This window comes from Limimaricola variabilis (assembly GCF_034371605.1).
Taxonomy (GTDB): domain Bacteria; phylum Pseudomonadota; class Alphaproteobacteria; order Rhodobacterales; family Rhodobacteraceae; genus Limimaricola; species Limimaricola variabilis.
This window is the reverse complement of the sequence record NZ_CP139691.1, coordinates 2,729,998-2,755,240: the sequence shown is the minus strand read 5'-3', so window position 1 is coordinate 2,755,240 and position 25,243 is coordinate 2,729,998. Positions and strand designations below refer to the sequence as shown.

The 25,243-nt window shown below is 70.9% G+C and carries 17 protein-coding genes; 10 read left to right on the top strand and 7 right to left on the bottom strand.

Annotated elements, in window-relative coordinates; genetic code table 11:
• Positions 1–90 precede the first annotated feature (90 nt).
• Both T8T21_RS13745 and T8T21_RS13740 read right to left on the bottom strand, forming a co-directional pair.
• On the bottom strand, positions 91–678 hold the full coding sequence (locus tag T8T21_RS13745) for a YdeI/OmpD-associated family protein (RefSeq protein WP_322335988.1): 588 nt from the start codon (positions 676–678) through the stop codon (positions 91–93).
• Between the two features lie 54 nt (positions 679–732).
• Complete coding sequence (locus T8T21_RS13740; protein ID WP_322335987.1) at positions 733–2,925, bottom strand: primosomal protein N'; 2,193 nt, start codon at positions 2,923–2,925, stop codon at positions 733–735.
• 234 nt (positions 2,926–3,159) lie between these two features.
• Between T8T21_RS13740 and fsa the strand changes: the two genes are divergently transcribed.
• The 4 genes from fsa to T8T21_RS13720 all read left to right on the top strand — a co-directional run bounded on the left by fsa (position 3,160) and on the right by T8T21_RS13720 (position 6,294).
• Entirely contained in the window at positions 3,160–3,813 is a 654-nt protein-coding gene (gene fsa, locus T8T21_RS13735) for a fructose-6-phosphate aldolase (protein ID WP_183472468.1), read from the top strand.
• Between the two features lie 120 nt (positions 3,814–3,933).
• Complete coding sequence (locus tag T8T21_RS13730; protein ID WP_183472471.1) at positions 3,934–4,641, top strand: DUF484 family protein; 708 nt, start codon at positions 3,934–3,936, stop codon at positions 4,639–4,641.
• A complete protein-coding gene (locus T8T21_RS13725; RefSeq protein WP_322335986.1) occupies positions 4,638–5,552 on the top strand; it encodes a tyrosine recombinase XerC in 915 nt (304 codons plus the stop codon). Before T8T21_RS13730 ends, T8T21_RS13725 begins: the two co-directional genes overlap by 4 nt.
• 46 nt (positions 5,553–5,598) lie before the next feature.
• Positions 5,599–6,294, top strand: coding sequence for a CDP-alcohol phosphatidyltransferase family protein (locus tag T8T21_RS13720; RefSeq protein ID WP_183472477.1), 696 nt, complete (start codon positions 5,599–5,601; stop codon positions 6,292–6,294).
• A gap of 6 nt (positions 6,295–6,300) precedes the next feature.
• Here T8T21_RS13720 and T8T21_RS13715 read toward each other — a convergent pair whose 3' ends face one another.
• Positions 6,301–7,137 (bottom strand): DMT family transporter, encoded by an 837-nt coding sequence (locus tag T8T21_RS13715; protein ID WP_322335985.1) that lies wholly within the window; start codon positions 7,135–7,137, stop codon positions 6,301–6,303.
• Positions 7,138–7,258: 121 nt separating this feature from the next.
• Positions 7,259–10,180 (bottom strand): isoleucine--tRNA ligase, encoded by a 2,922-nt coding sequence (gene ileS, locus T8T21_RS13710; protein ID WP_322335984.1) that lies wholly within the window; start codon positions 10,178–10,180, stop codon positions 7,259–7,261.
• A 244-nt stretch (positions 10,181–10,424) separates the two neighbouring features.
• Here ileS and T8T21_RS13705 point away from each other — a divergent pair, with 244 nt between their 5' ends.
• On the top strand, positions 10,425–10,826 hold the full coding sequence (locus T8T21_RS13705) for a group III truncated hemoglobin (protein ID WP_322335983.1): 402 nt from the start codon (positions 10,425–10,427) through the stop codon (positions 10,824–10,826).
• A gap of 17 nt (positions 10,827–10,843) precedes the next feature.
• Here the strand turns inward: T8T21_RS13705 and T8T21_RS13700 are convergent, their stop codons facing one another.
• Together T8T21_RS13700 and T8T21_RS13695 are read right to left on the bottom strand one after the other, a co-directional pair.
• Positions 10,844–11,854, bottom strand: a complete 1,011-nt coding sequence (locus T8T21_RS13700) for a YcjF family protein (RefSeq protein ID WP_322335982.1) — start codon at positions 11,852–11,854, stop codon at positions 10,844–10,846.
• Positions 11,855–11,864: 10 nt separating this feature from the next.
• A complete protein-coding gene (locus T8T21_RS13695) occupies positions 11,865–13,283 on the bottom strand; it encodes a YcjX family GTP-binding protein (protein ID WP_322335981.1) in 1,419 nt (472 codons plus the stop codon).
• 155 nt (positions 13,284–13,438) lie between these two features.
• Here T8T21_RS13695 and truA point away from each other — a divergent pair, with 155 nt between their 5' ends.
• The 5 genes from truA to T8T21_RS13670 all read left to right on the top strand — a co-directional run bounded on the left by truA (position 13,439) and on the right by T8T21_RS13670 (position 24,395).
• Positions 13,439–14,212: a tRNA pseudouridine(38-40) synthase TruA gene (gene truA / locus T8T21_RS13690; protein WP_322335980.1), complete on the top strand. Its 774-nt coding sequence runs from the start codon at positions 13,439–13,441 to the stop codon at positions 14,210–14,212.
• Between the two features lie 112 nt (positions 14,213–14,324).
• Positions 14,325–16,154 (top strand): autotransporter assembly complex protein TamA, encoded by a 1,830-nt coding sequence (locus T8T21_RS13685; RefSeq protein ID WP_322335979.1) that lies wholly within the window; start codon positions 14,325–14,327, stop codon positions 16,152–16,154.
• Entirely contained in the window at positions 16,151–21,724 is a 5,574-nt protein-coding gene (locus T8T21_RS13680; RefSeq protein ID WP_322335978.1) for a translocation/assembly module TamB domain-containing protein, read from the top strand. Before T8T21_RS13685 ends, T8T21_RS13680 begins: the two co-directional genes overlap by 4 nt.
• 93 nt (positions 21,725–21,817) lie before the next feature.
• Positions 21,818–23,194 carry a DUF1800 domain-containing protein gene (locus T8T21_RS13675; RefSeq protein ID WP_322335977.1) on the top strand — a complete coding sequence of 459 codons (1,377 nt, stop codon included), beginning with the start codon at positions 21,818–21,820 and terminating at the stop codon, positions 23,192–23,194.
• A 4-nt stretch (positions 23,195–23,198) separates the two neighbouring features.
• The gene (locus T8T21_RS13670; RefSeq protein ID WP_322335976.1) at positions 23,199–24,395 is read left to right on the top strand and encodes a DUF1501 domain-containing protein; all 1,197 of its coding nucleotides are present in this window, start codon (positions 23,199–23,201) and stop codon (positions 24,393–24,395) included.
• Positions 24,396–24,397: 2 nt separating this feature from the next.
• Here T8T21_RS13670 and T8T21_RS13665 read toward each other — a convergent pair whose 3' ends face one another.
• Complete coding sequence (locus tag T8T21_RS13665) at positions 24,398–25,114, bottom strand: response regulator (RefSeq protein ID WP_322335975.1); 717 nt, start codon at positions 25,112–25,114, stop codon at positions 24,398–24,400.
• Between the last annotated feature and the right edge of the window lie 129 nt (positions 25,115–25,243).

The window sequence follows — 25,243 nt, the reverse complement described above, 5'->3', positions numbered from 1 at the left end:
GCATTACGGCCTGCCGCGCCGCTTGGCGAGAGGTCATGCGCACCGAAATCGCCGGCGGGGTGGTTCGGCAGGCGGCGCGGCCGCGACGGGTCAGCGGTCGTGGATGCCCTTGCCTTCGAATATCCGCGGCGTCCATTTCTCGATGCGGGCATACCGTGTCGCCGCCTGCTTGGCACCCGCGATGGTCAACGCATAGCCGCGCTGCCGCCCCGGGGTCAGCGCAGCGAAGGCCTCGGCCAGGGCGGGGTCCGCGTCGAGCGCCGCGACCAGCTCCTCGGGCAGGTCGATATCATCCTTGGGCAGTACCACCCGGCGCCCGGCGCGGTCGAGCTCCACAGCTTCGGCGATGAAGCGGCGCAGCACCGTCTCGCACGCCGCAATGTCGGCCAGATCCCGAAACACCATCATCCGCACCGCGCGCGAGTTCGGCCCCGGCGCCACCAGCATGCCTTCGGGGTCCGAGAGCAGAACGCCCTTGAAGAAGGAGATGCCGCAGCGCTCGGCATAGCCCGCGACCATGGCGGTGTTGCCGCCCGCGCAGGTGTAGCAGGGCGCGCGCCACTTCCAGACCTCTTCGATACCGTCGGTATCGCGCAGGATCGCCCTGAGCGCCGATTTCTCCGCCTTCCAGCGCCCTTCGCGCGCGTAAAACGCCTCGATTCTCGCATCGTCGTCCATGATCCGCCCCTCCCCGCCCGATCCTTTCCCGGCGCGGAGGACCCGGTCAACGGGTCACAGAAAGCTTTGCGGGTCGATGTCGATGGCGAGCCGGGCATTGGCGGGGACCTTCACCTGCGCCGCCCATTGCGCCAGCGCCGCCTGCAGCGGCGCAGTCTTCTCCGCCTTGACCAGAAGCCGCACCCGGTGCCGTCCGCGCACCCGGGCGATGGGGGCCGGGGCCGGTCCGAACAGCTGCGCCCCGATCCGGCGCAGCGGCGCGTCGAGCCGGGCCAGCCGGTTGCCGAGATCGAAGGCCTGCTGCATGTCCGGGGACGAGATCACGATCCCCGCCATACGCCCGTAGGGCGGCACGCCGGCGGCGCGGCGCGCGGCGGCCTCGGCGGCCCAGAACCCTTCCTCGTCGCCGGACAGGATCGCGCGGATCACCGGGTGCTCCGGCTGGAAGCTTTGCAAGAGCGCCGTGCCGCGCGCCTCGGCCCGCCCCGCGCGGCCCGCCACCTGCCGCATCAGCTGAAACGTGCGCTCGGCCGCGCGCAGGTCCGAGCCCTGCAGGCCGAGATCGCTGTCGATCACCCCCACCAGCGTCAGCTTGGGAAAATTGTGTCCCTTGGCGACGAGCTGGGTGCCGACGACGATGTCCGCCGCACCCTCGGCGATTTCGAGGATGCGGGCCTTGAGCGCACGGGCCGAACCGAACAGGTCCGAGCTGAGCACCGTCACCCGCGCGTCGGGAAACAGCGCCTGCGCCTCTTCGGTGATCCGCTCCACCCCCGGCCCCACCGCGGCGAGCTTGCCCGCCACTTCGCAGTTCGGGCAGGTCTCGGGCATCGGCGCGGTCTCGCCGCATTGGTGGCACATCAGCCGCTTGAGAAAGCGGTGCTCGACCATCCGCGCGTCGCAATGCTTGCAGCCGATCTGGTGGCCGCAGGCGCGGCACAGCGTCAGCGGCGCATAGCCACGGCGGTTGAGAAACAGGAGCGACTGCTCGCCACGTTCCAGCCGCTGCATCACCGCGCCCTTGAGCGCGGGCGAGATCCAGCTGCCTGAGGGCACCTCCTCCGTGCGCATGTCGATGGCGCGCATCTCGGGCATCACGGCGGGGCCGAAACGGCTTTCGAGGTCGAGGCGCGCGTACTTACCCTGCTGCACGTTGACCCAGCTCTCCAGCGACGGCGTGGCCGAGGCCAGCACCACCTGTGCCTTTTCGAGCGAGGCGCGCAGCACTGCCATGTCGCGCGCGTTGTAGAGCACCCCGTCCTCCTGCTTGTAGGAGGTGTCGTGCTCCTCATCGACGACGATGAGGCCGAGATCGTGGAACGGCAGGAACAGCGCCGAGCGCGCGCCGACCACCAGCTGCGCGCCGTTCTCGGCCACCATCTTCCAGCAGCGCCGCCGCTCGGTGGTGGTGACGCCCGAATGCCACTCCGCGGGCTTGGCGCCGAAGCGCGCCTCGACCCGGGTCAGAAACTCCGCCGTCAGCGCGATCTCGGGCAGCAACACCAGCGCCTGCCGGCCGCGGGCCAGACAGGCGGCCACCGCCTCGAGATAGACCTCGGTCTTGCCCGAACCGGTGACGCCCTTGAGCAGCGTCGTGCCATACCGCCCGCCCGCGATGCCCGCGCGCAGGGCCTCGGCCGCCGCCGCCTGGTCGCCGGTCAGCGGCTTGCCAGGCATGTGCGGATCGAGGGTTGGATAGGCCACGTCGCGTGGCGCCTCCTCCTCGATCACCGCGCCGGAGGTCAGGAGACCCTTGATCACCGAGGAGCCGACCCCTGCCAGCTCGGCCAGTTCTCCCAAGAGGAATGCCAGTCCGTCATGCTCTTCCAGCAGGTCGAGCACCCGGGCGCGCGCCGGCGTCATCCGCTCCGGCTGGCCGTGGCCACGCCGGTAGATCTTGCGCATGCCCGGCGGGTCTGTGAGGCCGGGCGCGCGGGTCGCCAACCGGAGCATCGCCGGCATCGGCGTGAGCGTGTAATCCGCGACCCGGCCGAGGAATTCGCGCATCGCGGCGCGCATCGGCGGCAGGTCGAGCACGCGGATCGCGCTCTTGACCTTGGCGGGGTCGTAATCGCCCGCGCCCGGGCCCCAGACCACCCCGTTCACCTTGCGCGGGCCGAACGGCACCTCGACATGGTCCCCCGGCGCGCAGCCGCCTCGCGGCGCGCGGTAATCCAGCACCCGGTCGAGCGGCTGGGTGGTCAGCACGCCGATCAGCGCGCCCTCCTCGAAGCGGGACGTGGTCATGGGCTGTCAGGCACCTCTGGCGCGGCGGAGCCGTCAACATGCGCCGCGCGGGCCGTGGCTTCAAGTGAGCAGCGCGTCGCAGGCTTCATCCCGATGCCTGTCGCCCCCATATGGGAAAGGCGCTGTTCCACCGCCGCGTCGCTTGCTAGACCGGGCGCGAAGCCGCCCCGCGCCGGGGCGCCGCGTCACCACATTGCGCCCCACGGGCGCGCGACATCTGACAGGGAGAGACCCATGAAATTCTTCGTCGATACCGCCGAGATCGACCAGATCCGCGAACTCCACGATCTGGGCATGGTCGACGGCGTCACCACCAACCCGTCGCTGATCATGAAGTCGGGCCGTGACATCAAGGAAGTGACCAAGGAGATCTGCTCGATCGTCGACGGCCCGGTTTCGGCCGAGACCGTGGCGCTCGATGCCGAAGGCATGATCGCCGAGGGCCGCGAGCTGGCCAAGATCGCCGACAACATCGCGATCAAGGTGCCGCTGACCTGGGACGGCCTCAAGGCCTGCAAGACGCTCACCGACGAGGGCCGGATGGTCAATGTGACGCTGTGCTTCTCGGCCAACCAGGCGCTGCTGGCCGCCAAGGCCGGCGCGACCTTCATCTCGCCCTTCATCGGCCGGCTCGACGACCTGAACCTCGACGGCATGGAGCTGATCGCCGACATCCGGCAGATCTACGACAACTACGGCTTCGAGACGCAGATCCTCGCCGCCTCGATCCGCAACGCCAACCACATGTCCGAGGCCGCCAAGATCGGCGCCGACGTCGCCACCGCCCCGGCGGCGGTGATCAAGGCCATGGCCAACCACGTGCTGACCGACAAGGGCCTCGACGCCTTCCTCAAGGACTGGGCCTCGACCGGTCAGAAGATCGTCTGATGACCCAGCGGGGCGCTGTGCCTTCCGCGCCGCGCCCCGCCGCATTTTCGCCACACCGGGGCGCATCGCCCCGCTGGGGCTGCTATGCTCGCGGCGATGCGACTGCCCGGATCCGCCCAGATGACTGACGACACCTCCCCCGATGACGGGCTGCGCGAGCGCATCCTCGCCGACCCTGCCCGGCTGCTCGACGACCCGGCGATCATGCGGGCGCTGGTCGAGGCCGATGCCGGGGCCCGTGGCTCCAACGTGGTCGATCTGCGCGGCCTCGCGATGGAGCGGCTGCAGTCGCGGCTTGACCGACTCGAGGACACGCATCGCTCGGTGATCGCCGCCGCCTACGAGAATCTCGCCGGCACAAACCAGATCCACCGTGCCGTGCTGCGGATGATGGATGCCACCCGGTTCGAGACCTTCCTGCAGGACCTCTCCGGCGAGGTGGCCGACATGCTGCGGGTGGATGTCGTCCGGCTGGTGCTGGAAACGGCACGGCCCGAGGACGACCCCGCGATCGCGCGGCTCTCGGACGTGCTGTCTGTGGCCGAGCCGGGATTCGTTGCCGATTACGTCACCCAGGGCCGCAACGTGCCGCCGCGCCAGGTCTCGCTGCGCGCGGTCGAGCCGCAGGAGGCCGGGCCCTATGGCGCCCGCGCCCCCGAAATCCTGTCCGAGGCCTGCCTCCGGCTCGATTTCGGTCCGGGCCGCCTGCCCGGCATGCTGCTGCTGGGCGCCACCGACGCGTCCCGCTTCGCCCCGGCGCAGGCCACCGACCTGATGGGTTTCTTCGCCGGCGTGTTCGAGCGGCAGATGCGGCGCTGGCTATCGTGATTTCGCCCGCGCTGACCGACGCGATGGGGCGCTGGCTCGACCACGAGCGGGCGCTCAACGGCGCCGCGCGCAACACCCTCACCGCCTATCAGGCCGATGTGCTGGGATTTCTGGGATTCATGCAGGCGCATCACGCCGAAGCGCAGGGCCTTGCCGCGATCGCGCGGGTCACGGTGTCGGACATGCGCGCCTGGATGGCGCATGAGCGCGGCCGCGGCCTTTCGGCGCGCAGCCTCGCGCGCGCGCTCTCGGCGGTGAAATCCTTCTATCGCTGGCTCGCCGAGCGCGAGGGGTTCGAGCCGACGGCGGTGCTGTCGACCCGGGCGCCGCGCCTGAAGCCCCGGCTACCGCGCCCGCTCGACGAGGAGGCGGCGGCACGGATGCTCGAGACGGTCGAGTTGCAGTCGCGCGAGCCTTGGGTGGCGGTGCGCGACGTGGCGGTGGTGACGCTGCTGTGGGGCTGCGGGCTGCGGATCTCCGAGGCGCTGTCGCTCACCGGCGCGCAGCTGCCGCTGCCGGAGACGCTGCGCATTTTCGGCAAGGGCGGCAAGGAGCGACTGGTGCCGGTGCTGCCGGCGGCGCGCAAGGCGGTGTCGGACTACGTCCGGCTCTGCCCGCACGCGATGGATCCCGGCCTGCCGCTGTTTCGCGGCGTGCGCGGCGGCGCGCTGGGCCCGCGTCCCATCCAGAAGGCGATGGAGATGGCGCGGATGCAGCTCGGCCTGCCCTCCACGGCCACGCCGCACGCGATGCGCCACAGCTTCGCCACGCATCTGCTGAGCGCTGGCGGCGACCTGCGCGCGATTCAGGAACTTCTGGGCCACGCGTCGCTTTCGACCACTCAGACCTACACGGCGGTCGATGCGGCGCGTCTCATGGAGATCTACGATCGTGCCCATCCCCGCGCCTGAAACGCACGCGTTGCACCCGGCCGAAGGATCGGACAAGAGGGACGGCATGACTGACGCACGCAAGGCCCTCGGGGTCCATCTCTTCACCGCCACCGGTGCGGTCTTCGCCATGCTCGCCATGCTCGAGGCGGTGCAGGACGACTGGAGCATGATGTTCTTCTGGCTGGTCGTCGCTTTTGCCGTGGATGGCATCGACGGGCCGCTGGCGCGCAAATACGACGTCAAGCGCAACGCACCGATCTTCGACGGCGTGCTGCTCGATCTGGTGATCGACTACCTGACCTATGTCTTCGTCCCGGCCTTCGCGCTGTTCGAATCGGACCTGCTGCCGGGCTGGACCGGCTGGCTGGCGATCATCGTCATCACCTTCGCCTCGGCGCTCTACTTCGCCGACACGCGGATGAAGACCAAGGACAACTCCTTTCAGGGCTTTCCGGGCTGCTGGAACATGCTGGTGCTCGTGCTCTTCGCCCTCTCGCCCAACTTCTGGATCATTCTGGCGCTGGTGGTGGTGCTGTCGATCACCATGTTCCTGCCGGTGAAGTTCATCCACCCGGTCCGCACCAAGCGCTGGCGCGCCGTGTCGCTGCCGATGGCGCTGGCCTGGACCTTCTTCGCAGGCTGGGCGGCCTGGGTTGATTTCGATCCCCAGAGCTGGGCGCATTGGGGTCTCGTGGTCACTTCGGTCTACCTGCTCGGCGCCGGCGCGGCGCAGCAGGTCGTGCATGGCAAGGACGGCTGAGCCGGCTCAGAACCGGGTCAGCGCCACCCCCGCCACGATCAGCCCCGCCGAGACCGCTTTGCCGCGATCCATCCGGTCGCCGAAGGCGGCCCAGCCGATCAGCACCGCGAACAGGATCGAGGTTTCGCGCAGCGCGCTGACCAGCGCGATCGGTGCCAGCGTCATCGCCCAGACCGCGATCGCGTAGGCGCCGTAGGAAGTGGCCGCCGCCAGCGCCCCCTGCCCCCAGACGCGCGGCCCCACGCGCAGCAGGCCGCGCCCACCCATGGCCAATGCCACTGGTGGAAACAGCAGCGCCGAGGCCACGAAGAGCCAGCCGACATAGGCGACCGGATCGCCCGAGAGCCGCGCCCCGAGCCCGTCGACCAGCGTGTAACCGGCGGTGCCCATCGCCGCGCCCAGCGCGTAGGGGATCAGCCTGCGGCTCTCGCCCGAACTCAGCGCGCCCCGGGCCATGCCGAGGATGCCCAGCCCCAGCACCAGCACGCCCGCCACCGCCACCGGCTCGAGCGCGTCGGCGAGGAACAGCGCGCTGACCACCAGCACCGCCATCGGCGCGGCGCCTCGGGCGATCGGGTAGACCCGGCTCAGATCGCCTTGCTCGTAGGCTAGCGCGAGGAAGCCGTTATAGGTCGCGTGGCAGACCGCCGAGGCGGCGATCCATGGCCAGACCTCGGCCTCGGGCCAGGGCCGGGTCAGCGCCACGGCGAGGCCCATCGCGCCCTGCACCAGTGTCAGGATTACCATGCCGGTGAGCTTGGACGCGCCAAGCTTGATCATCGCGTTCCAGCTGGCATGCAGGAACGCCGCGAACATCACCGCCGCGAAGACCGGCAGCGTCATCGTGGGGTGCACCCCGGCCCGCGGAGACGCCGCGAAGGGAAGCCGGTCTTCAGCCCCCCTTCACCACGTCCCGTAGAGGCAGAACCGCCGCCGCCGCGCGTCGCGCGACGGCGAAGGGATATCACGCCAGCGCCGCGTCGCATCGCGCGCAGACGCCGGGATGCGCATGGGTGCCGACATCGGGCAGGATCTTCCAGCAGCGCTGGCATTTCTCGCCTTCGGCCGCCTCGAACACCACGCCCACACCCTCGACCTCCGGCAGGCGGAACGCCTCGGCCGGGGACGGGTCGCCGGTCAGGTAGATCGCCGAGGTGATGCACAGATCCTCGAAATTCACACTCTTGAGCGCGGCCAGCGCCTCCTCGTCGCGGACATGCACCACCGGCGCCGCCTCGAGCGAGGCGCCGATCACCTTGTCGCGCCGCGCCACTTCGAGCGCCGCCGTCACCACGCGCCGCACCTTGCGGATCGCGGTCCACTTCGCCGCCAGAGCCTCGTCGCGCCAGGATTGCGGCGTCTCGGGGATGTCGGTGAGATGCACCGAGGCGTCGTCGCCCGGGTGCCGCTCCAGCCAGACCTCCTCCATCGTGAAGACGAGGATCGGCGCGAGCCAGGTCGTCAGGCGGTGGAACAGCAGGTCGAGCACGGTGCGCGCGGCACGGCGGCGCGCGGTGTCGCCGTCGCAGTAGAGCGCGTCCTTGCGGATGTCGAAATAGAAGGCCGACAGCTCCACGGTCGCGAAGGTGAAAACCGACTGGAACACGCCCTGGAAGTCATAGGCGTCGTAGCCCTCGCGCACGACCTGGTCGAGTTCGGCGAGGCGGTGCAGCACCCAGCGCTCCAGCTCGGGCATCTCGGATGCCTCGACCCGGTCCGCTTCGGTGAAGTCCGCCAGCGATCCCAGCAGGAAGCGCATGGTGTTGCGCAGCCGGCGGTAGCCGTCGGCGGTGCCCTTCAGGATCTCCGGCCCGATCCGCAGGTCGGCGGTGTAGTCCGACTGCGCCACCCAGAGCCGCAGGATGTCGGCGCCGTACTGCTTGGTCACGTCGGCAGGGCTGACCGTGTTGCCCAAAGACTTGGACATCTTCATGCCCTTCTCGTCGAGCGTGAAGCCATGGGTCAGCACGCCGCGATAGGGCGCGCGCCCCTTGGTGCCGCAAGATTGCAGCATCGAGGAATGGAACCAGCCGCGATGCTGGTCGGTGCCCTCGAGGTAGAGATCGGCCAGACCGTCCTCGGAGCCGTCCTCGCGGTCGCGCAGCACGAAGGCATGGGTCGAGCCGGAATCGAACCAGACGTCGAGGATGTCGAAGACCTGCTCGTAGTCATCGGGGTTCACGGCGTCGCCGAGGAAGCGTTCCTTGGCGCCCTCCTTGTACCACGCATCCGCGCCCTCGGCCTCGAAGGCCTCGAGGATGCGGGCGTTCACCGCCTCGTCGCGCAGCAGGAAGTCGGGATCGGTGGGGCGGGCCCCCTTCTTCACGAAGCAGGTCAGCGGCACGCCCCAAGCCCGCTGGCGCGACAGCACCCAGTCGGGCCGCTGTTCGATCATCGAATGCAGCCGGTTGCGCCCGGTCTTCGGCGTCCAGGTCACCAACTCGTCGATCGAGGTCAGCGCCCGCTCGCGGATGGTCTTGCCGTACTGGTCCTGGCCATCGCCGACCTCGCGGTCGATCGCCGCGAACCATTGCGGCGTGTTGCGGAAGATCAGCGGCGCCTTGGAGCGCCAGCTATGCGGGTAGGAGTGCTTGATCTTGCCTCGCGCGAAGAGCTTGCCCGACTGCGCCAGCGCGTCGATGACGGCCGCGTTCGCGTCGCCCTCCTTGCCGTTGGGCTTGAGGATGCGCTTGCCGCCGAACAGCGGCAGATCGGCGCGGAAGGAGCCATCCTCCTCCACGTTGTAGGTGATGACCTCCGCCAGCATGCCGGCGTCGCGGTAGAGCTCGAACTCGTCCATGCCGTGGCTCGGCGCGCAATGCACGAAGCCGGTGCCGTCCTCGTCGGTGACGAAGGGCGCGGCGCGGAAGTCGCGTGGCTGGTCCCACTCACCCATCCCCCCTTCGATCCCGGCAAAGGGATGCGCGACCGACAGCCCTTCGAGCGAGGGCGCGTCGCCGATCCGCTCCCAGCCATCGACGCGGGCCTTGGCCAAGCAGCCCTCGGCCAGCTTGTCGGCGAGCAGCAGCTTGTCGCCGGTCTTGACCCAGTTGTCCTCGGGCGCGCCGGTGATCTGGTAGACGCCGTAGGAGATGTCGGGGTGATAGACGACGCCCTTGTTCGAGGGGATGGTCCAGGGCGTGGTGGTCCAGATCACGACATCGGCGCCCTGCAGCAGCGGGTCGTCGGAGCCCAGCACCGGGAAGCGCACCCAGATCGTGAAGCTTTCCTTGTCGTGGTACTCGACCTCGGCCTCGGCCAGAGCGGTCTTCTCGATCGGCGACCACATCACGGGCTTGGAGCCCTGGTAAAGCACGCCGTTCATCAGGAACTTCTGGAATTCCTCGGCGATCACCCGCTCGGCGTGGAAGTCCATGGTCAGGTAGGGCTTCTCCCACTTGCCGGTGACGCCGAGCCGCTTGAACTCGTCGCGCTGCACGTCGACCCAGCCTTCGGCGAATTTCCGGCATTCCTGCCGGAAATCGATCACGTCGACCTTGTCCTTGTCCTGGCCCTTATTGCGGTACTGCTCCTCGATCTTCCACTCGATCGGCAGGCCGTGGCAGTCCCAGCCGGGGATGTAGCGCGCATCGCGGCCCATCATCTGCTGCGAGCGGACCACCATGTCCTTGAGGATCTTGTTGAGCGCGTGGCCGATATGCAGGTTGCCGTTCGCATAGGGCGGGCCGTCATGCAGGGTGAAGGGCTTGCGGCCCTCGGCCTTCTCGCGCAGCCGGTCATAGACCCCGATCTCCTCCCAGCGGGCAAGCCATTCAGGCTCGCGCTTGGGCAGGCCCGCGCGCATCGGGAACTCGGTACGCGGCAGGTTCAGGGTGTCCTTGTAGTCGGGGGTCTCGGTCTGGGTCTCGGGCGTATCGGCGCACATCGCTGTTCGGTCCTGTCGAAGTCCGGTCGTGTCGGAATGTCTGATGAAGGGCGGCGCGGCGTCAGCTCATGCGCCTTGTCCCGGCGGCCCTGATCCTCAGAGCGCCGGGCCGGTAATTCGCGTGATATGGGCGCGAAGGGCCGTCATGCCCGCGCTTATAGGCGCGCGCGGATCGGGGGTAAAGCGCCCGCCCCCTCGCGGCGCGGCGCGGGTCGCGCTATGCAGGGCGCCGAGAGGAGCCGTCATGCCCGAGCCGCGCATCGAGGTCACGCCCGAGGAGATCGCCCGCGTCGTTGCAGCGTTCTATGCGAGGGTGCGCGCCCATCCGGGGCTCGGTCCCGTCTTTGCCCGCCATGTGACCGACTGGCCCGCCCACGAAGCGCTGGTGGCCGCCTTCTGGGAGAGCGCGATCCTCGGCCGGCCGGGCTATCGCGGCAGCCCGCTCAAGGTGCATCGCGACGCCCGCGACGTGCGCCCCGGCATGTTCAGCCCCTGGCTCGCGCTGTTCGACATGACCCTGCGCGAGGAGTTGCCGGCCGAGACCGCCGAGGCTTGGTCGGTGCTGGCGCATCGGATCGGCCGCACCCTGCGCGCCGGTGTCACCGAGCGCGAAACCCATGCGGGCGGGGTGCCGAAGCTGATCTGAGCGGGCGACGCCCCGCCTCAGCCCTTGCGCGACCCGAACAGCCCGGTGAGCGCGCGCGCCACCAGCCCCGAGACCGAGGGCCGCTCCACCGCGCGAAAGGGCAGCGGGCGGCAGACCTCGATCGCGGCCACGCCCACCCGTGCGGTCAGCGCGCCGTTGACCACCCCCTCGCCGAAACGGCGCGAGACGCGGCTGAGCACGCCGCCCCCCGCGACCGAGCCTACGAGGTCGTCGCCTACCGCCACCGCGCCGGTGGCCACCAGATGGGTGAAGACCGACCGCGTCAGCCGCCAGGCGCCCAGCGTGCCCGACCGGCCGCCATATATCTCTGCCACCCGCCGGATCATCCGCAGGTTCGAGGTCAGCGCCGCCGTCACGTCGGCCAGCGCCAGCGGCACCACCGCCGTCACCGTCGCCACCTGCCGCGCCGCCGCCTCGACCTCGCGCAGCGCCGCCTGGTCGAGCGGCGCCAGCAACTCGCGCTCCGCCAGCCCCAGCACGCCGTCGGCATCGAACAGCTCCGCGTCGCGCGCCTTCACCCGCGCCAGGCCGGGCGCCAGCTCGTCGCGCCCGGCATAGAGCGAGATCATCTGCGCCGAGACCGCCCGTGCCAGCGCGAGGTCCTGCGCGCCCAGCGCCGCGCCCGCATCCCTCTGGATATGGTCGAGCCGCGCCAGCCGCCGGAAGGCCCAGGCCTCCTTGACCGCGATCGCCAGCAGCAGGGCAATCACGAGCGCCACGAGCACCGTGGCGACCGCCCCCAGAAGCGGATTTGCCGCTAGAAGCCCTGTCACCCAGCTCCAGGCCGCGACCGAGAGCATGAAACCCACCAGCGTGGCCAGTGCGGCGAAGAACCAGCGCGCCAGCCGCGAGCGCGGCCGCGCCGCCATCACCGCCACGCGGGTCATCGCGGCGCTGTGCGGCAGTCCCGGCTCGGGCACCGGGGGGGCGGTGGCGGGCGTGACCTCTGGGGCGGCCTCCTCCTCGAGGTCGATCACCACCGGCCCGCGCCGCTTTTCGTCGCTCATGCCTGCCTCCTCACAGCCGGTCGCCCAGCAGAAACTCCGCCGCCCGGTCGAGCCGGATATGCGGCGGCCCCTCGCCCGGGCGCAGCTTCAGCCGCGCCGGGGCGAAGTTCATCACAGAATAATCCCCGTCGAGCCAGCGCTCCGCCCCTGCCCGCGCTGGGGCCAGAAGCTGCGACGGATCGTCCGGCAGGGCGCCGGCATGCAGCGCCGCCTGGCGCCCGGTTTCCTGAAGCCTGCCGCGCACCACGTCGATCTCCTCGCCGCCATGGCTGATCCGGTCCTCGACCGTTGTGCGCAGCGCCGCGATCGACATGGCCTGGGTCTTTGCTCCGGCGAAATCGGCGCGATCGCGCGCGTCGCGCAGCAGCGCCTCGGTGATCGCGGCGAGCTTGGCGTGTTCGGTATGGTGCAGGTGGTCCGCCTTGGTCGCTGCAAACAGGATGCGGTCGATCCGCCGCCCTTGGAAGATGCGGCTGAGAAACGCGTTCCGGCCGGGGCGGAAGGCGCGCAGGATGTCGGCCATCGCCGCGCGCAGATCCTCGACCGCCTGCGGCCCGGCATGGATCGCCGAGAGCACGTCGACCAGCACCACCTGCCGGTCGATCCGGGCGAAGTGATCGCGGAAGAACGGCTTCACCACCTCGCGCTTGTAGGCCTCGTATCGCCGCTCCATCTCGCGGCCCAGGCTGCCCTTCGCGCCGGCCTCTCCCGGCAGCGGCGCGAAGGTCAGCACCGGCGAACCCTCGAGATCGCCCGGCAGCAGGAACCGCCCCGGGGTGCAATCGGAATACCCCGCCTCCCGCGCGGCCACGAGATAGGCGGTGAAGGGCCGCGCCAGCGCCTTGGCACGCGGCTCCTCCAGCGGGGCCGCCGGGTCGGCCTCGGCCAGCGCCGCCATGAAACCCGCCGCCTCGGGGATCGTCGCGGCGCGCCGCTCGACCCGGCCCCGCGCCTCGCGTGACCATTCGGCGTAACTCTTCTCGATCAGGCCGAGATCGAGCAGCCATTCGCCGGGATAGTCGACGATGTCGAGATGCACGGTCCTCGGCCCCTGCACCCCCGCCAGCAGCCCACCCTGCCGCACGCGCAGCGACAATCGCAGCGCGCTGGTCCGGCGCGTGCCTTCGGGCCAGCTCGGCTCGGGTGCCAGCAGCCGGGCGAGGTGATCCTCATAGGCGAAGCGCGCCACCGTGTCGTCCGGCTGCGGCCGCAGCACCGCCGCCTCGATCCGCGCGCCGGTCGCGAATTGCGGCATCCGGTCGCGATCCATCAGGTTGGCGACCAGCGAAGTGATGAACACCGTCTTGCCTGCCCGCGACAGCCCGGTCACGCCGAGCCGGATTGTAGGGTCGGTGAAGGGCGCGATCAGGCGATCCGTCACCCCCTCGACCCCGCGCGTGATGCCGTCCGTGATCGCCCCGATGACCAATGCGCCGCTCCTTGCCCGTCTCGGCGGGAAGATAGGCATGCGCGCCCGGATTGGACAGGGCGCGCCCGACGGATGGCTGCGGAGCGTGTGGCCGGGTCCGGGCGGAGGGGATCGCGCGCTTGCCAAGCGGCGGCGCCGAAGCTACCCGCAGCGCCATGCCACGCTATGCCCTCAAGGTCGAATATCACGGCGCCCCCTTTTCCGGCTGGCAGCGCCAGGCCGAGCACCCCTCCGTGCAGGGCGCGATCGAGGCCGCGCTCGCCAAGCTGGAGAAACGCCCCCACACCATCGCCGCCGCCGGGCGCACCGATGCCGGCGTCCACGGGATCGGCCAGGTCGCGCATTGCGACATGGAAAAGGACTGGGACCCGTTCCGCCTCTCCGAGGCGCTGAACTTTCATCTCAAGCCCGAGCCGGTGGCGATCACCGCCTGCGCGCGTGTCGCTGACGACTTCCACGCGCGGTTCTCGGCCACCTGGCGGCAATACCTGTTCCGGCTGGTGACGCGGCGCGCGCCGCTCACCCATGACCGCGGTCTCGCCTGGCAGGTGCCGCACCCGCTCGACGCGAAGGCGATGCAGGAAGGGGCCGACCGGCTCCTCGGGCGGCACGACTTCACCACCTTCCGCTCCTCGATCTGCCAGGCGGACTCGGCGTGGCGGACGCTCGACCGGCTCGACGTCGAGGCGGTCGAGGGCATGAACGGGCCGGAGATCCGGTTTCACGTGAAGGCGCGCTCCTTCCTGCACAACCAGGTGCGCAGCTTCGTCGGCACGCTGGAGCGCGTGGGCGCCGGGGCCTGGACGCCCGACGACGTGTCGGCCGCGCTGGAGGCACGCGAGCGCGCCGCCTGCGGCCCGGTCTGTCCGCCGCACGGGCTCTATCTCGCCGCCGTCGGCTACGGCACGGATCCCTTCGATCACAATTGATCATGGTCCGGGAACGGGCTGTTGCCTCCCTGTGCCGTTCAGGTAGCAATAGGGCCAAGGCCCGGCCGAGACCGCGCCACGAATAAAGAGCGGTTCGTCGGGAGGACAGAGATTGCGCAACCATGCCGTGGTGACCGGCCTGTCGGTCTTCGCCCTCTCCACGACCGCGGCCTTCGGCCAGGACATCCGCCTCGAGATCGTCCCCGAAGCCGACCAGCTCGAAAGCGTGCTCGAGAATTCCTCGCTGCTGATCGCGCTGCAGGATGATGAAAACCCGACGCCGCAGGACTACGTCGCCGCTGCCCGCGCCGATTACCGCCGCCTGCTGACCGGCCTCTATTCCGAGGGCTATTACGGCGGTGTGGTCTCGATCCGCGTCGACGGCCAGGAAGCGGCGAACATCCCGCCGCTCGACGCGCCCGACCGGATCGGCGAGGTGACGATCCGGGTCGAGCCGGGCCCGCGCTTCCGCTTCGGCCGCACCGAGATCGCGCCGCTGGCCCCTGACACCGAGCTGCCGGAGGACTTCGCGCCCGGCAAGGTCGCCCGCGCCGAAGAGGTCCGCGCCGCCGCCCGTGCCGGGGTCGAAGCCTGGGAGGCGGTGGGCTTCGCCAAGGCGGAGGTCGCCGGACAGGAGATCGTCGCCGATCATCCGAACGAGCGGCTGGACGCCGCCGTCACCCTGGCGCCGGGGCCGCGGCTGCGGTTCGGCACGCTCACGGTGACCGGCAACGAGGATGTGCGCGAGGAACGGATCCGCGCCATCGCCGAGCTTCCGGTCGGCCGGACCTACAATCCCGAAGATCTCGAATTCGCGGCAACCCGGCTGCGTCGCACCGGTGCCTTCGATTCGGTCGCCTTCATCGAAAGCGACGAGATCGGTCCCGACAACACCCTGCCCTTCGAGCTGACGGTCTCCGAGTCGCTGCCGCGCCGGATCGGCTTCGGCGCCGAGATCTCGACCGTCGAAGGGCTCGGGCTGTCGGCCTTCTGGCTGCACCGCAACCTGCTCGGCGGGGCCGAGCGGCTGCGCGTCGAGGGCGAGATCTCGGGCATCGAGGGTGAGGTGCCGGGCATCACCGGCTCGGGCGGCGCGGACTACCGTCTCGCGACCAGCTTCAACCGCCCCGCCACATTCCGCGCCGATACCGACCTCTTCGCCGAGACCGAGCTCAAGCGCGAGGACGAGATCGACTACAAGCTCGACCAGTTCAGCGCCGAGATCGGCCTGTCGCGCTATGTCAACGAACGCTTCAGCCACTCGGCGGCGGTGGGCATCATCACCGCCCGCGAGGAGACCGAGGCCCGGACCCGCGACTACACGCTGCTGACCCTCCCGCTCGACGCCACCTATGACCGCCGCGACGTGCAGCTCGACGCCAAGAACGGCTTCTTCGTCGATGCCGAGGTCACGCCCTTCCTCGGGGTTGCCGGCGCCGATGACGGGCTGCGGCTCTATCTCGACACCCGCGCCTATCGCAGCTTCGGCGAGACCGAGCGGCTGACGCTGGCCGCGCGCGGCCAGTTCGGCTCCGTCCTGGCCTCCGATCTGGCCGAGACCCCGGCGGATTTCCTGTTCTATTCGGGCGGCGGCGGCACCGTGCGTGGCCAGGATTACCAGTCGCTCGGCGTCACCTACATGGACGATTTCGGCGACGGGCCGGTGACGGCGCGATCCGGCGGCAAGAGCTTTGTCGGCGGCCAGTTCGAAGGCCGCTTCCAGGTGACCGACAAGCTCGGCGCCGTCGGCTTCTACGACATCGGCTATGTCGAGGCCGAAGGCATCCCCGATGGCGACGGCGACTACCAGGCCGGCGCCGGGGCCGGCATCCGCTACACCACCCCGATCGGGCCGGTCCGGCTCGACCTCGCCACGCCGGTCACGGGTGACGACGCCTATGAGAGCGTCCACGTCTATATCGGAATAGGACAGTCGTTTTGAAACAGCTCTCCCGCGCCGCCGCCATCTCGATCGCCACCGTCGCGCCGACCATGCTCCCCGCGCAGGAGGAGCAGGCCGAGCGTGACCGCGGCTTTCTCACCGGCCTGATCGAGGACAATCTCTCGGGCGCCGGGCGCGAGGTGATCATCACCGGCTTCAAGGGCGCGCTCAGCTCCGCCGCCTCGATCGAGGTGATGACCATCGCCGACGAGGACGGCGTCTGGCTCCGGGCCGAGAACCTCGTGCTCGACTGGAACCGCTCGGCGCTGTTGCGCGGACGGCTGGAGGTCGAGGAGCTGTCGGCCGAGCTGATCGAGCTGACCCGTCCGCCGCAGGCCGGGCCGGGCGAGCCGCCTGCCGCCGAGGCCACGCCCTTCTCGCTGCCCGAACTGCCGGTCTCGATCCGGCTCGACGAGCTCAGCGTCGACCGGCTGGTGCTGGGCGAGGCCTTTCTCGACGAGGAGGTCGCGCTCAGCCTGCAGGGCTCGGCGCAGCTCGCCGATGGCGAGGGCGAGGCGCGGCTCACCGCCGAACGGCTGGGCGACCGCGCTGGCCGGTTCGAGCTGTCGGGCAGCTATTCCAACGAGAGCCGCCTGCTCGACCTGACGCTGGCGCTAGAGGAGGCCGAGGGCGGCATTGCGGCGCGCGCGCTCGACCTGCCGGGGCGGCCCTCGGTGGCGCTCCGGGTCGAGGGCACCGGCCCGATCGACGATTTCGACGCCGCCATCTCGCTGGCCACCGCGGGCCAGCCGCGCATCGACGGCCGCTTCGCGCTCGACCGTGGCGAGGCCGCCGAGGGCGGCCCCGCGCCGCTGGCCTTCTCGCTCGATGTCAACGGCGACGTGACACCGCTCATCGCGCCCGACTACGCCGATTTCTTCGGCTCCGACGTGGGGCTGCGGGTCACGGGTTCGCGCGACGAGACGGGCGCGCTGGCGCTGTCGGACCTGTCCATCGAGGCCCAGGCGCTGAGCCTCGACGGATCGGCGCGGATCGGCGCCGATGGCTGGCCCGAGAGCTTCGACCTGACCGGCGAGATCGCCAGCGATGATGGCGCCCCCGTCACCCTGCCCGTGGCCGGGGGAGAGACCCGCCTCGGGCGCGCCAGCCTCGCGTTGCAGTTCGATGCCTCGGTCGGCGACCAGTGGGTGCTCGACCTCACGGCGCAGGATTTCGCCCGCCCCGGGCTGACTATCCCGCAGTTCACCGTGCAGGGCGGCGGTGTCATCGTCCGCGAAAGCGACGCGGCGCCGAGCCTGTTCACCGCCGATGTCGACTACACCGCGCGCGGGCTGCGCTTCGACGACGAAGGTCTGGCCGAGGCGCTGGGCGAGCAGATCGCCGGCGAAATCGTGCTCGAGCGCGACGGCGACGGCCCAATCTCCATCGACCGCGTCACCCTTGCCGGGCCGGGCATCGCGCTCAACGCCCAAGGCACGGTCGCCGGGTCGGAGAACGGCTTCGAGACCGACACCACGCTCAGCCTCGCGGCCGAGCGGCTGGAACGGTTCTCTGAGCTGACCGGGCTCGACCTCGCCGGCGCCGCCGATCTCGAGATCGACAGCACGATCCGCCCGCTCGACGGCATCTTCGACCTGAGCCTCTCCGGCAGCACCCGGGATCTCGCACTCGGGATCGAGCCGCTCGACCCCTATATCGACGGCACCGGCGACGTCGCCATCGAGGCGGCGCGCGACGAGACCGGCACCCGGATCGAGACGCTGCGCATCGCCACGCCGCAGATGACCGCCACGGCGCAGGCCGACATCACCTCGGGCGCCTCGACCGCGACCTTCGACATCGCGGTCGAGAATGCCGGTCTGGCGCTCGACGGCGTCGAGGGTCCGGCCCGGCTCACCGGCACGGCCGAGCGCGACGCCGCCGGCGTCAGCCGCGCCGACATGGTGGCCGAGCTGCCCAATGGCCGGGCCGAGATCGATGCCACCCAGGCGGCCGAGGCCGATGGCGGTCGGATCACGCTCGACGTGAGTGCCGCGCTCGACGACGTGGCCCCCTTCTCGACCATCGCCGGACGCGACCTCGCGGGCGCCGCCAGCTTCACCGCCAATGGCACGGTGATGCCCGACGCCTCGACCTTCGATCTGGAGATCGACGCCCGGACCACCGATCTGGTCACCGGCATCGCCCAGGCCGACCCGCTGTTGCGGGGCGAGGTGGCGCTGTCGGGCCGGGCGATCCGCTCGGGCCCCGAAAGCTTCCGGGTCGAGAATCTCGATCTCGCCTCACCCTCGCTCTCCGCGACCGGCCGGGCCGAATTGAACGGCGAAACCGCGCTGTTCGACATCGAGGCGCGCTCCTCCGATCTTACGCCTTTGGGCGAGGCCATCGACCGGCCGCTTTCCGGCGCGGTCGATCTGTCGGCAGAGGGCAGCATCCGGACCGACCTGACCGAGGCCGACATCACCCTCGACGCCGCGGCCACCGACCTCGTCACCGGCGTCGCCCAGGCAGACCCGCTGCTTCAGGGCCGGATCGAGATCGCGGGCCATGCGGTGCGCAGTGGCGCGGACGCCTTCTCGGTCGAGGATCTGGTGCTTTCGGCGCCGTGGATCCGCGCCTCGGGCGACGCCGCGCTCGACGGCACCACAGCCACCTTCGACATCGAGGCCGACGCCTCGGATCTCGCGCCCCTGGGGGCCGCGCTCGACCGCCCGATCTCGGGTGCCGCGCGGATCACCGCCCAAGGCAGCGCCGAGACCGATCTCTCTGGCCTCGACGCCAGCTTCGATGCGGTCACCGTCGACCTCGCCACCGGCATCTCGCAGGTCGATCCGCTGCTCGAGGGCCGGGTCACGCTGTCGGGCAGCGCCACGCGTATCGGTCCGGACAGCTTTGCCGTTCAGGCACTGCGGCTCGATGGTCCGGCCGTCGCGGCGCAGGGCGACGCCACCGTGACCGATGGCGCGGCCGAATTCGACCTCGATATCGAGGCGCGCGATCTCGCCGCCGTCGGGCGCGCCGTCGACCGCCCGCTGGCGGGCGAGGCACGCCTTACCGCGCGCGGCTCCGCCGCCCTCGACGCCTCGACCTTCGACGTCACGCTCGATGGCCGGGCCACGAACCTGTCGACCGGCACGGCGCAGGCCGACGAGCTGTTCGGCGGCGCGCTCACCCTGTCGGGCCGTGCCGCCCGCACCGGCCCCGAGGATCTGACGGTCGAGAACCTGCGCGTGACCTCCGAGGGGCTGAACCTCGCGGGCTCGGCGCTGATCGAAAATGGCGAGGGCAGCTTCGATCTCGACATCGACATCGACGACCTCGCGCCCGTGGGCGTTCTGGCGGGCCGTCCACTCGCGGGCTCGGTCGATCTCACCGCCTCCGGTTCCGCCAGCGCCGATCTCGCGCGCTTCGACGTGACGCTCGACGGCACCGCCCGCGACGTCGCCACCGGCATCGACCAGCTCGACCCGCTGCTCGCGGGCGAGACCGTGCTCGACGCGCGCGTGATCCGGACCGGCCCCCAGGATTTCGCCCTGCCCCGCTTCACGCTGGTCAACCCGCAGGTCCGCGCCATGGGCGAGGCAACGGTCGAGAACGGCCTGCCCACCGGAGATTTCGACGTCCAGCTGACCGAGATCGCACCCTTCGCGCCCGGCCTGTCGGGTCCGGCCACGCTGTCGGCCAACGCCTCGGGCGACGCGACTGGCGGCATCGATTTCGACGTCACCGGCCGCGCACAGGGCACCGATATCGCCGCCACGGGCCGGGTCGCCCCCGAGGCGCAGGGGCGCGAGATCACCGCGCGGGTCAGCGCCGACGTTGCATCGCTTGCGCCGTTCTCGAACCTTGCCGGGCGGCCGCTGGGCGGCAGCCTCGACATCGACGCGGCGGGCACGGTCATGCCCGACCTGTCGCGCTTCGACGTGACCGTGAACGGCCAGGCCGCGGATCTCGATGTCGGGGTCGAGGCCGCCTCGCGTCTGCTCGCCGGCACCGGCACGATCGACGCGCGGCTCAGCCGCTCGGCCCCCGGCGAGATCGCGGTGCAGGATCTCGACCTGCGTTTCCCCGCCTTCTCCGTGCAGGCCGATGCCAGCGGATCGGGCGCCAACCAGCGCGCCGATTTCAGCGCCCGGCTCAACGATATCGGTCTGTTCACCCCCGATTTCAGTGGCCCTGTCGCAGCGCAGGGCAGCGTCACCCGTGACGCCGGCGGCACGCTGGGCATCAACGCGACCGCGACCGGCCCGGGCGGCACCCGCGCCGACGTCGCCGGACGGTACCTGCCCGACGGCACGCTCGACCTCGATGTCACCGGGGAGGCGCAGCTCGGGCTCGTCAACGACCTGATCGAGCCGCGCCGGCTCGAGGGCACGGCACGCTTCGACCTCTCGGTCGAGGGCCCCCCCGCCCTCTCCTCGGTACGCGGCACGATCTCGACCGCCGGTGCGGAGCTTTCGGTGCCGACCGTGGGCCTCACGGTGCAGAACATCGAGACCACGGTGAGGCTGAGCGGCGACCGCGCCGACCTCGCGCTCGCGGCGGCTCTGGAAAAGGGCGGACGGATCAACATCTCCGGCCCGGTGGCCCTCACCGGGGGGTTCGATGCCAATCTGGTCATCGCGCTCGAGGATCTGCTGCTGCGCGACCCCGAGCTCTACGAGGCCACCGCGGATGGACGACTGACCGTCACGGGCCCCCTGACCGGCGGCGCGCAGATCGCCGGGCTGGTCCAGCTCGGTGAGACCGAGATCCAAGTCCCCTCCTCGGGCATCGGCGCGCTCGGTGATCTGCCCGAGGTCCGCCATGTCGGCGCGCCGCAGGACGTGCAGCGGACCCTGGCCCGCGCCGGGCTGACCATCGCGGGCGTCGAGATCGGCGAAACCTCGGATGCCGACGGCCCGGCGGGCCCCGGATACGGCCTCGACGTGACGATCCGCGCGCCGTCGCGCATCTTCATCCGCGGCCGCGGCCTCGACGCCGAGCTGGGCGGCGAGCTGGAGATCGGCGGCACCACCAACCAGGTGATCCCGGTGGGCGAATTCGAACTGGTCCGGGGCCGGCTCGACATCCTGCAGCAGCGCTTCGAGCTCGATCAGGGCGGCGCCTATCTGCAGGGCGACTTCAGCCCCTTCATCCGGCTGGTGGCCACCACCGAGACCGCGACCGGCACACGAGTGCGGATCATCATCGAAGGCCCTGCCAGCGAACCGGAGGTGCGGTTCGAATCGACGCCGGACCTGCCGCAGGACGAGGTGCTGGCGCAGCTGATCTTCGGCCGCGACCTGTCCTCGATCTCGCCGCTGCAGGCGGTGCAACTCGCCGCGGCGGTGGGCACATTGGCGGGGCGCGGTGGTGGCGGCTTGATCGACGATTTCCGCTCCGACACCGGGCTCGACGACCTCGACATCACCACCGACGACGAGGGCAATGCCGCGGTGCGCGCGGGGAAGTACCTGTCCGACAACGTCTACACCGACATCACCGTCGGCACCGACAGCACCTCGATCAATCTCAACCTCGATGTCACCGACGACATCACGGCGCAGGGTCAGGTTTCGAGCGATGGAGAAACCTCGCTCGGCATCTTCTTCGAGCGCGATTACTGACGCGGCAGCTTCCCGCCGCGCGTGTGCGGCGGGGCTCCCCGCGGTTTCGACTCTGGCCTATACATGCAGCAAGGCCCCGAGGAGGATCCGCCTGTGACCTTCGATTCGCTCCGTGCCGCCACCCGTTTCGGTACCGGCCTGTCGCCGCAACTCCCGCCGCCCGACAGCGTCGCGGCGATGCTGCGGCCGCTGCGTGGACGCGACGAGACCGCGCGCCGCCTGCCGATCGCCCCCTATGGCGAGATCCGTCCCAGCCTTGCCGAATGGAACGTCGTGGCGCGCGATTGGCGCAAGGCTCGCGGCACCCCCCAGGAGGCGGCCGCGCGGACCGCCTTCGACAAGCTGCGCGCCGCCGCCCGGGCCGCCGCCTGGCATAATTTCACCAGCACGCTGGCGCGTGGCGTAATCGCCCCCGAGGGGGGTCTGCAGGAGCGGCTGACGCGGTTCTGGGCCGACCATTTCACCGTCGGCAGCCGGACCATGCGCGACCGCCACCTCCTCACCGCCTATGTGGAGGAAGCGATCCGCCCGCATGTCGCCGGGCGCTTTGAAGAGATGCTGGTCGCGGTCGTCACCCATCCGGTGATGCTGGCCTATCTCGACCAGTCCCGCTCGGTCGGGCCGAACAGCGCCGCTGGCCGGCGTGGCGGCGGGCTCAACGAGAACCTCGCCCGCGAGCTGCTCGAGCTGCACACGATCGGCGCGGACGGCCCCTACGACCAGATGGATGTGCGCGAGCTGGCAGAGCTTCTCACCGGTCTCGGCTACAACGATCAGCGCGGCATGGAGTATCGGCCGGAGCGGGCCGAGCCCGGCTCCGAGACCGTGCTCGGCGTCACCTTCCCGAACCGGGCGGGTTTCGACACGATCCGCGAGGCGCTGCGCATGCTGGCGCGCCATCCTGCCACCGCGGGCCACCTGGCGCGCAAGATCGCGGTGCATTTCGTCTCCGAAGACCCGGACCCGGCGCTGGTCGACGCGCTCGAAGCCGTCTGGCGCGACAGCGACGGCGACCTTCTGGCCGTCACCACCGCCCTGCTCGAGCATCCTACCGCCTGGGAGGTACCTCCCCGCAAGGTCAAGCCGCCTTTCGACTACGTGCAGTCGGCGCTGCGGGCGCTCGGCGTGCCGCCCGAGACGGTCATGCGCCCCGAAACCGGCGAGACCCGGCGCCTGCTCCAGATCCCGCTGGCGCGGATGGGCCAGCGTTGGGAGCATCCGCCCGGACCGGAGGGCTGGCCCGAGGCGGCGGAGGCCTGGATCACCCCGCCCAACCTGGCGGAGCGGATCGACTGGGCGATGCGTGCCCCGGCCGCACTGCTCCCCGAGTTGCCCGATCCACGTGCCTTCGCGCGGGTGGCGGTGGGCACCGCCATGCCCGAGCCGGTGGCCTTCGCCGCGCGCGCCGCGGAAAGCCGGGCGGAGGCGATCGGCCTCGTGCTGGCCAGTCCCGCATTCCAGAGGAGATGACGCCATGACCCGCATCGACAGGCGTTCCCTTCTGCGCAGCGGTCTGGCGCTGGGCTGCTCGGCGGCGGCGAGCCCGCTGCTGATGCCGATGGCCTTTGCCAGCGCGCCTTGGGAGAACCGGCTCGTTGTGATCGTGCTGCGCGGCGCGATGGACGGCCTCGACGCGGTGCGACCGGCCGGCGATCCCGCGCTGGCGGGGCTGCGCCCGACGCTTGCGGCCACCCCTCGGGCCGGGGCGATCGACGCCGGGTACTTCGCGTTGCATCCGGCCTTCGACCGGCTGGCACCGATGTGGCGCCGGGGCGAATTCGGCGCGGTGCATGCCGTCTCGACTCCCTATCGCGACCGGCGCAGCCATGTCGACGGACAGGACCTGCTCGAGGCGGGAACCGCCGGTCTCGACGGGCGCGAGGGCTGGCTCAACCGGCTGCTGCAGACGGTGCCGGGGATGGCCGCGGAGACCGCTTACGCCATCGGCCGCGAGGAGATGCTGATCCTCTCCGGCCGGGCCGCCGCCCAGCGCTGGGCGCCGGATACCCGGCTGCGGCTGAGCCCGCAGGGCCGGCGCCTGCTCGAAGGCATGGCGCATGACGACCCGCTGTTTCGGTCCGCGCTGGGCCAGGCGATGGAGATCGTCGACGATCTGGCGGCCGAGGATGCCCGCAGCGGGCCCGTCCTGCCCGGACCGGACGGCGCGCCGCTCAGGGGCGATCACGTGCGGCTCGCCGAATTCGCCGCCTCGCGGCTGGCGGGCGAGAGCCGGATCGCCAGCTTTTCGATCAATGGCTGGGACACGCATGACCGGCAGCAGGCACCGTTCGAGCGGGCGCTGGTGCGGTTGGTCGACACGCTCCTGACGCTGGAGGCGGGGCTGGGTCCGGCATGGGAGCGGACGGCGGTGCTCTGCGTGACCGAATTCGGCCGGACCGCCGCCGAGAACGGCACCGGTGGCACGGATCACGGCACCGGCGGCGCCATGCTCTTTGCAGGTGGCGCCCTGCGCGGCGGCCGGGTGCTGGGCGACTGGCCGGGGCTGGCCGAGGCCGATCTCTACGACCGGCGCGACCTGATGCCGACCCGCGACCTGCGCGCCCATGCGGGCTGGGCGATGCGGGGGCTGTTCGGCCTCGACCGGTCGGTCATCGAGGAGGCGGTCTTTCCCGGCCTCGACCTCGGCGCCGATCCCGGCCTGCTGCTCTGACCTCAAATGGGGGCCGGCACCGCGAGCCGGTCGTCGATGAGCGCGGCGAGGCGGGCGAGCGCCGGCTCCGGGCTGCCGGTGCCGCGCGCCGCATCCAGCGCCTCGGCCGCGTTGCGCAGCCCCTCGTCGCCGGCACTGCGCGCCACCCCGCCCAGGAACTGCGCGACATAGGCGATGTCGCCGGCGCTGCGCCAGCCGCTGCGCAGCAGCTGCGCCGCCAGCGCAAGATCGTCGCGCAGCGCCACCGGGTCTGGGGCGACCTCCTCCTCCGGCAGGCAGCGCGGCCCGCCGGGCCGGCGCTCGGGCGGCAGATGCGCCAGCAGCGCCTGCTGGAACGCACCGAGCCGGAGGATCGGCTTGGCGATGAAGCCGTCGGCCCCCGCCTCTTTCGCCGGGGCGGCACCGTCCGGATCGGCGGAGGTGGCCAGCAGCAGGTCGATACGAGGGCTGGCCTGCGCCAGCTCGACGATCAGCTCGATCCCAGAGCCGTCAGGCAGGCCAAGATCTGCGATCACCACGTCGGGGCGATAGACCTTCAGGTGGCGCCGCGCATTGTGCAGGTTGTCGGCCCGGCGGATCCGCGCGCCCGAGCGCAGGCACATCAGCCGGACCGCCTCGCAGGCGAAGCGGCTGTCCTCGACGAGCAGCACGGTCAGGCCGAGCAACGGGCGATCCGCGCTCGGCGCGGGGGCGGCGGGAAAGGACATGGTGATCGGCATATGGCCTCCTGCGGGCAAGGGACCGACACGGCCCGATGCAAGCAGTCTCGCGCCACGGGGTGAATCCGGTGTTAAGCCGCGACGATCCGCGCGGTTGCGCCGCAACGCCCGAGCCGCCATATCGCAACG

Excerpts from the sequence above, each read along its gene's own strand:
- T8T21_RS13670 (WP_322335976.1), top strand. The coding sequence starts at position 23,199 with ATGACCCGCATCGACAGGCGTTCCCTTCTGCGCAGCGGTCTGGCGCTG.
- T8T21_RS13745 (WP_322335988.1), bottom strand. The coding sequence starts at position 678 with ATGGACGACGATGCGAGAATCGAGGCGTTTTACGCGCGCGAAGGGCGC.
- T8T21_RS13730 (WP_183472471.1), top strand. The coding sequence starts at position 3,934 with ATGACTGACGACACCTCCCCCGATGACGGGCTGCGCGAGCGCATCCTC.
- T8T21_RS13720 (WP_183472477.1), top strand. The coding sequence starts at position 5,599 with ATGACTGACGCACGCAAGGCCCTCGGGGTCCATCTCTTCACCGCCACC.
- fsa (WP_183472468.1), top strand. The coding sequence starts at position 3,160 with ATGAAATTCTTCGTCGATACCGCCGAGATCGACCAGATCCGCGAACTC.
- T8T21_RS13665 (WP_322335975.1), bottom strand. The coding sequence starts at position 25,114 with ATGCCGATCACCATGTCCTTTCCCGCCGCCCCCGCGCCGAGCGCGGAT.
- truA (WP_322335980.1), top strand. The coding sequence starts at position 13,439 with ATGCCACGCTATGCCCTCAAGGTCGAATATCACGGCGCCCCCTTTTCC.
- T8T21_RS13705 (WP_322335983.1), top strand. The coding sequence starts at position 10,425 with ATGCCCGAGCCGCGCATCGAGGTCACGCCCGAGGAGATCGCCCGCGTC.
- T8T21_RS13740 (WP_322335987.1), bottom strand. The coding sequence starts at position 2,925 with ATGACCACGTCCCGCTTCGAGGAGGGCGCGCTGATCGGCGTGCTGACC.
- T8T21_RS13700 (WP_322335982.1), bottom strand. The coding sequence starts at position 11,854 with ATGAGCGACGAAAAGCGGCGCGGGCCGGTGGTGATCGACCTCGAGGAG.
- ileS (WP_322335984.1), bottom strand. The coding sequence starts at position 10,180 with ATGTGCGCCGATACGCCCGAGACCCAGACCGAGACCCCCGACTACAAG.
- T8T21_RS13715 (WP_322335985.1), bottom strand. The coding sequence starts at position 7,137 with ATGACGCTGCCGGTCTTCGCGGCGGTGATGTTCGCGGCGTTCCTGCAT.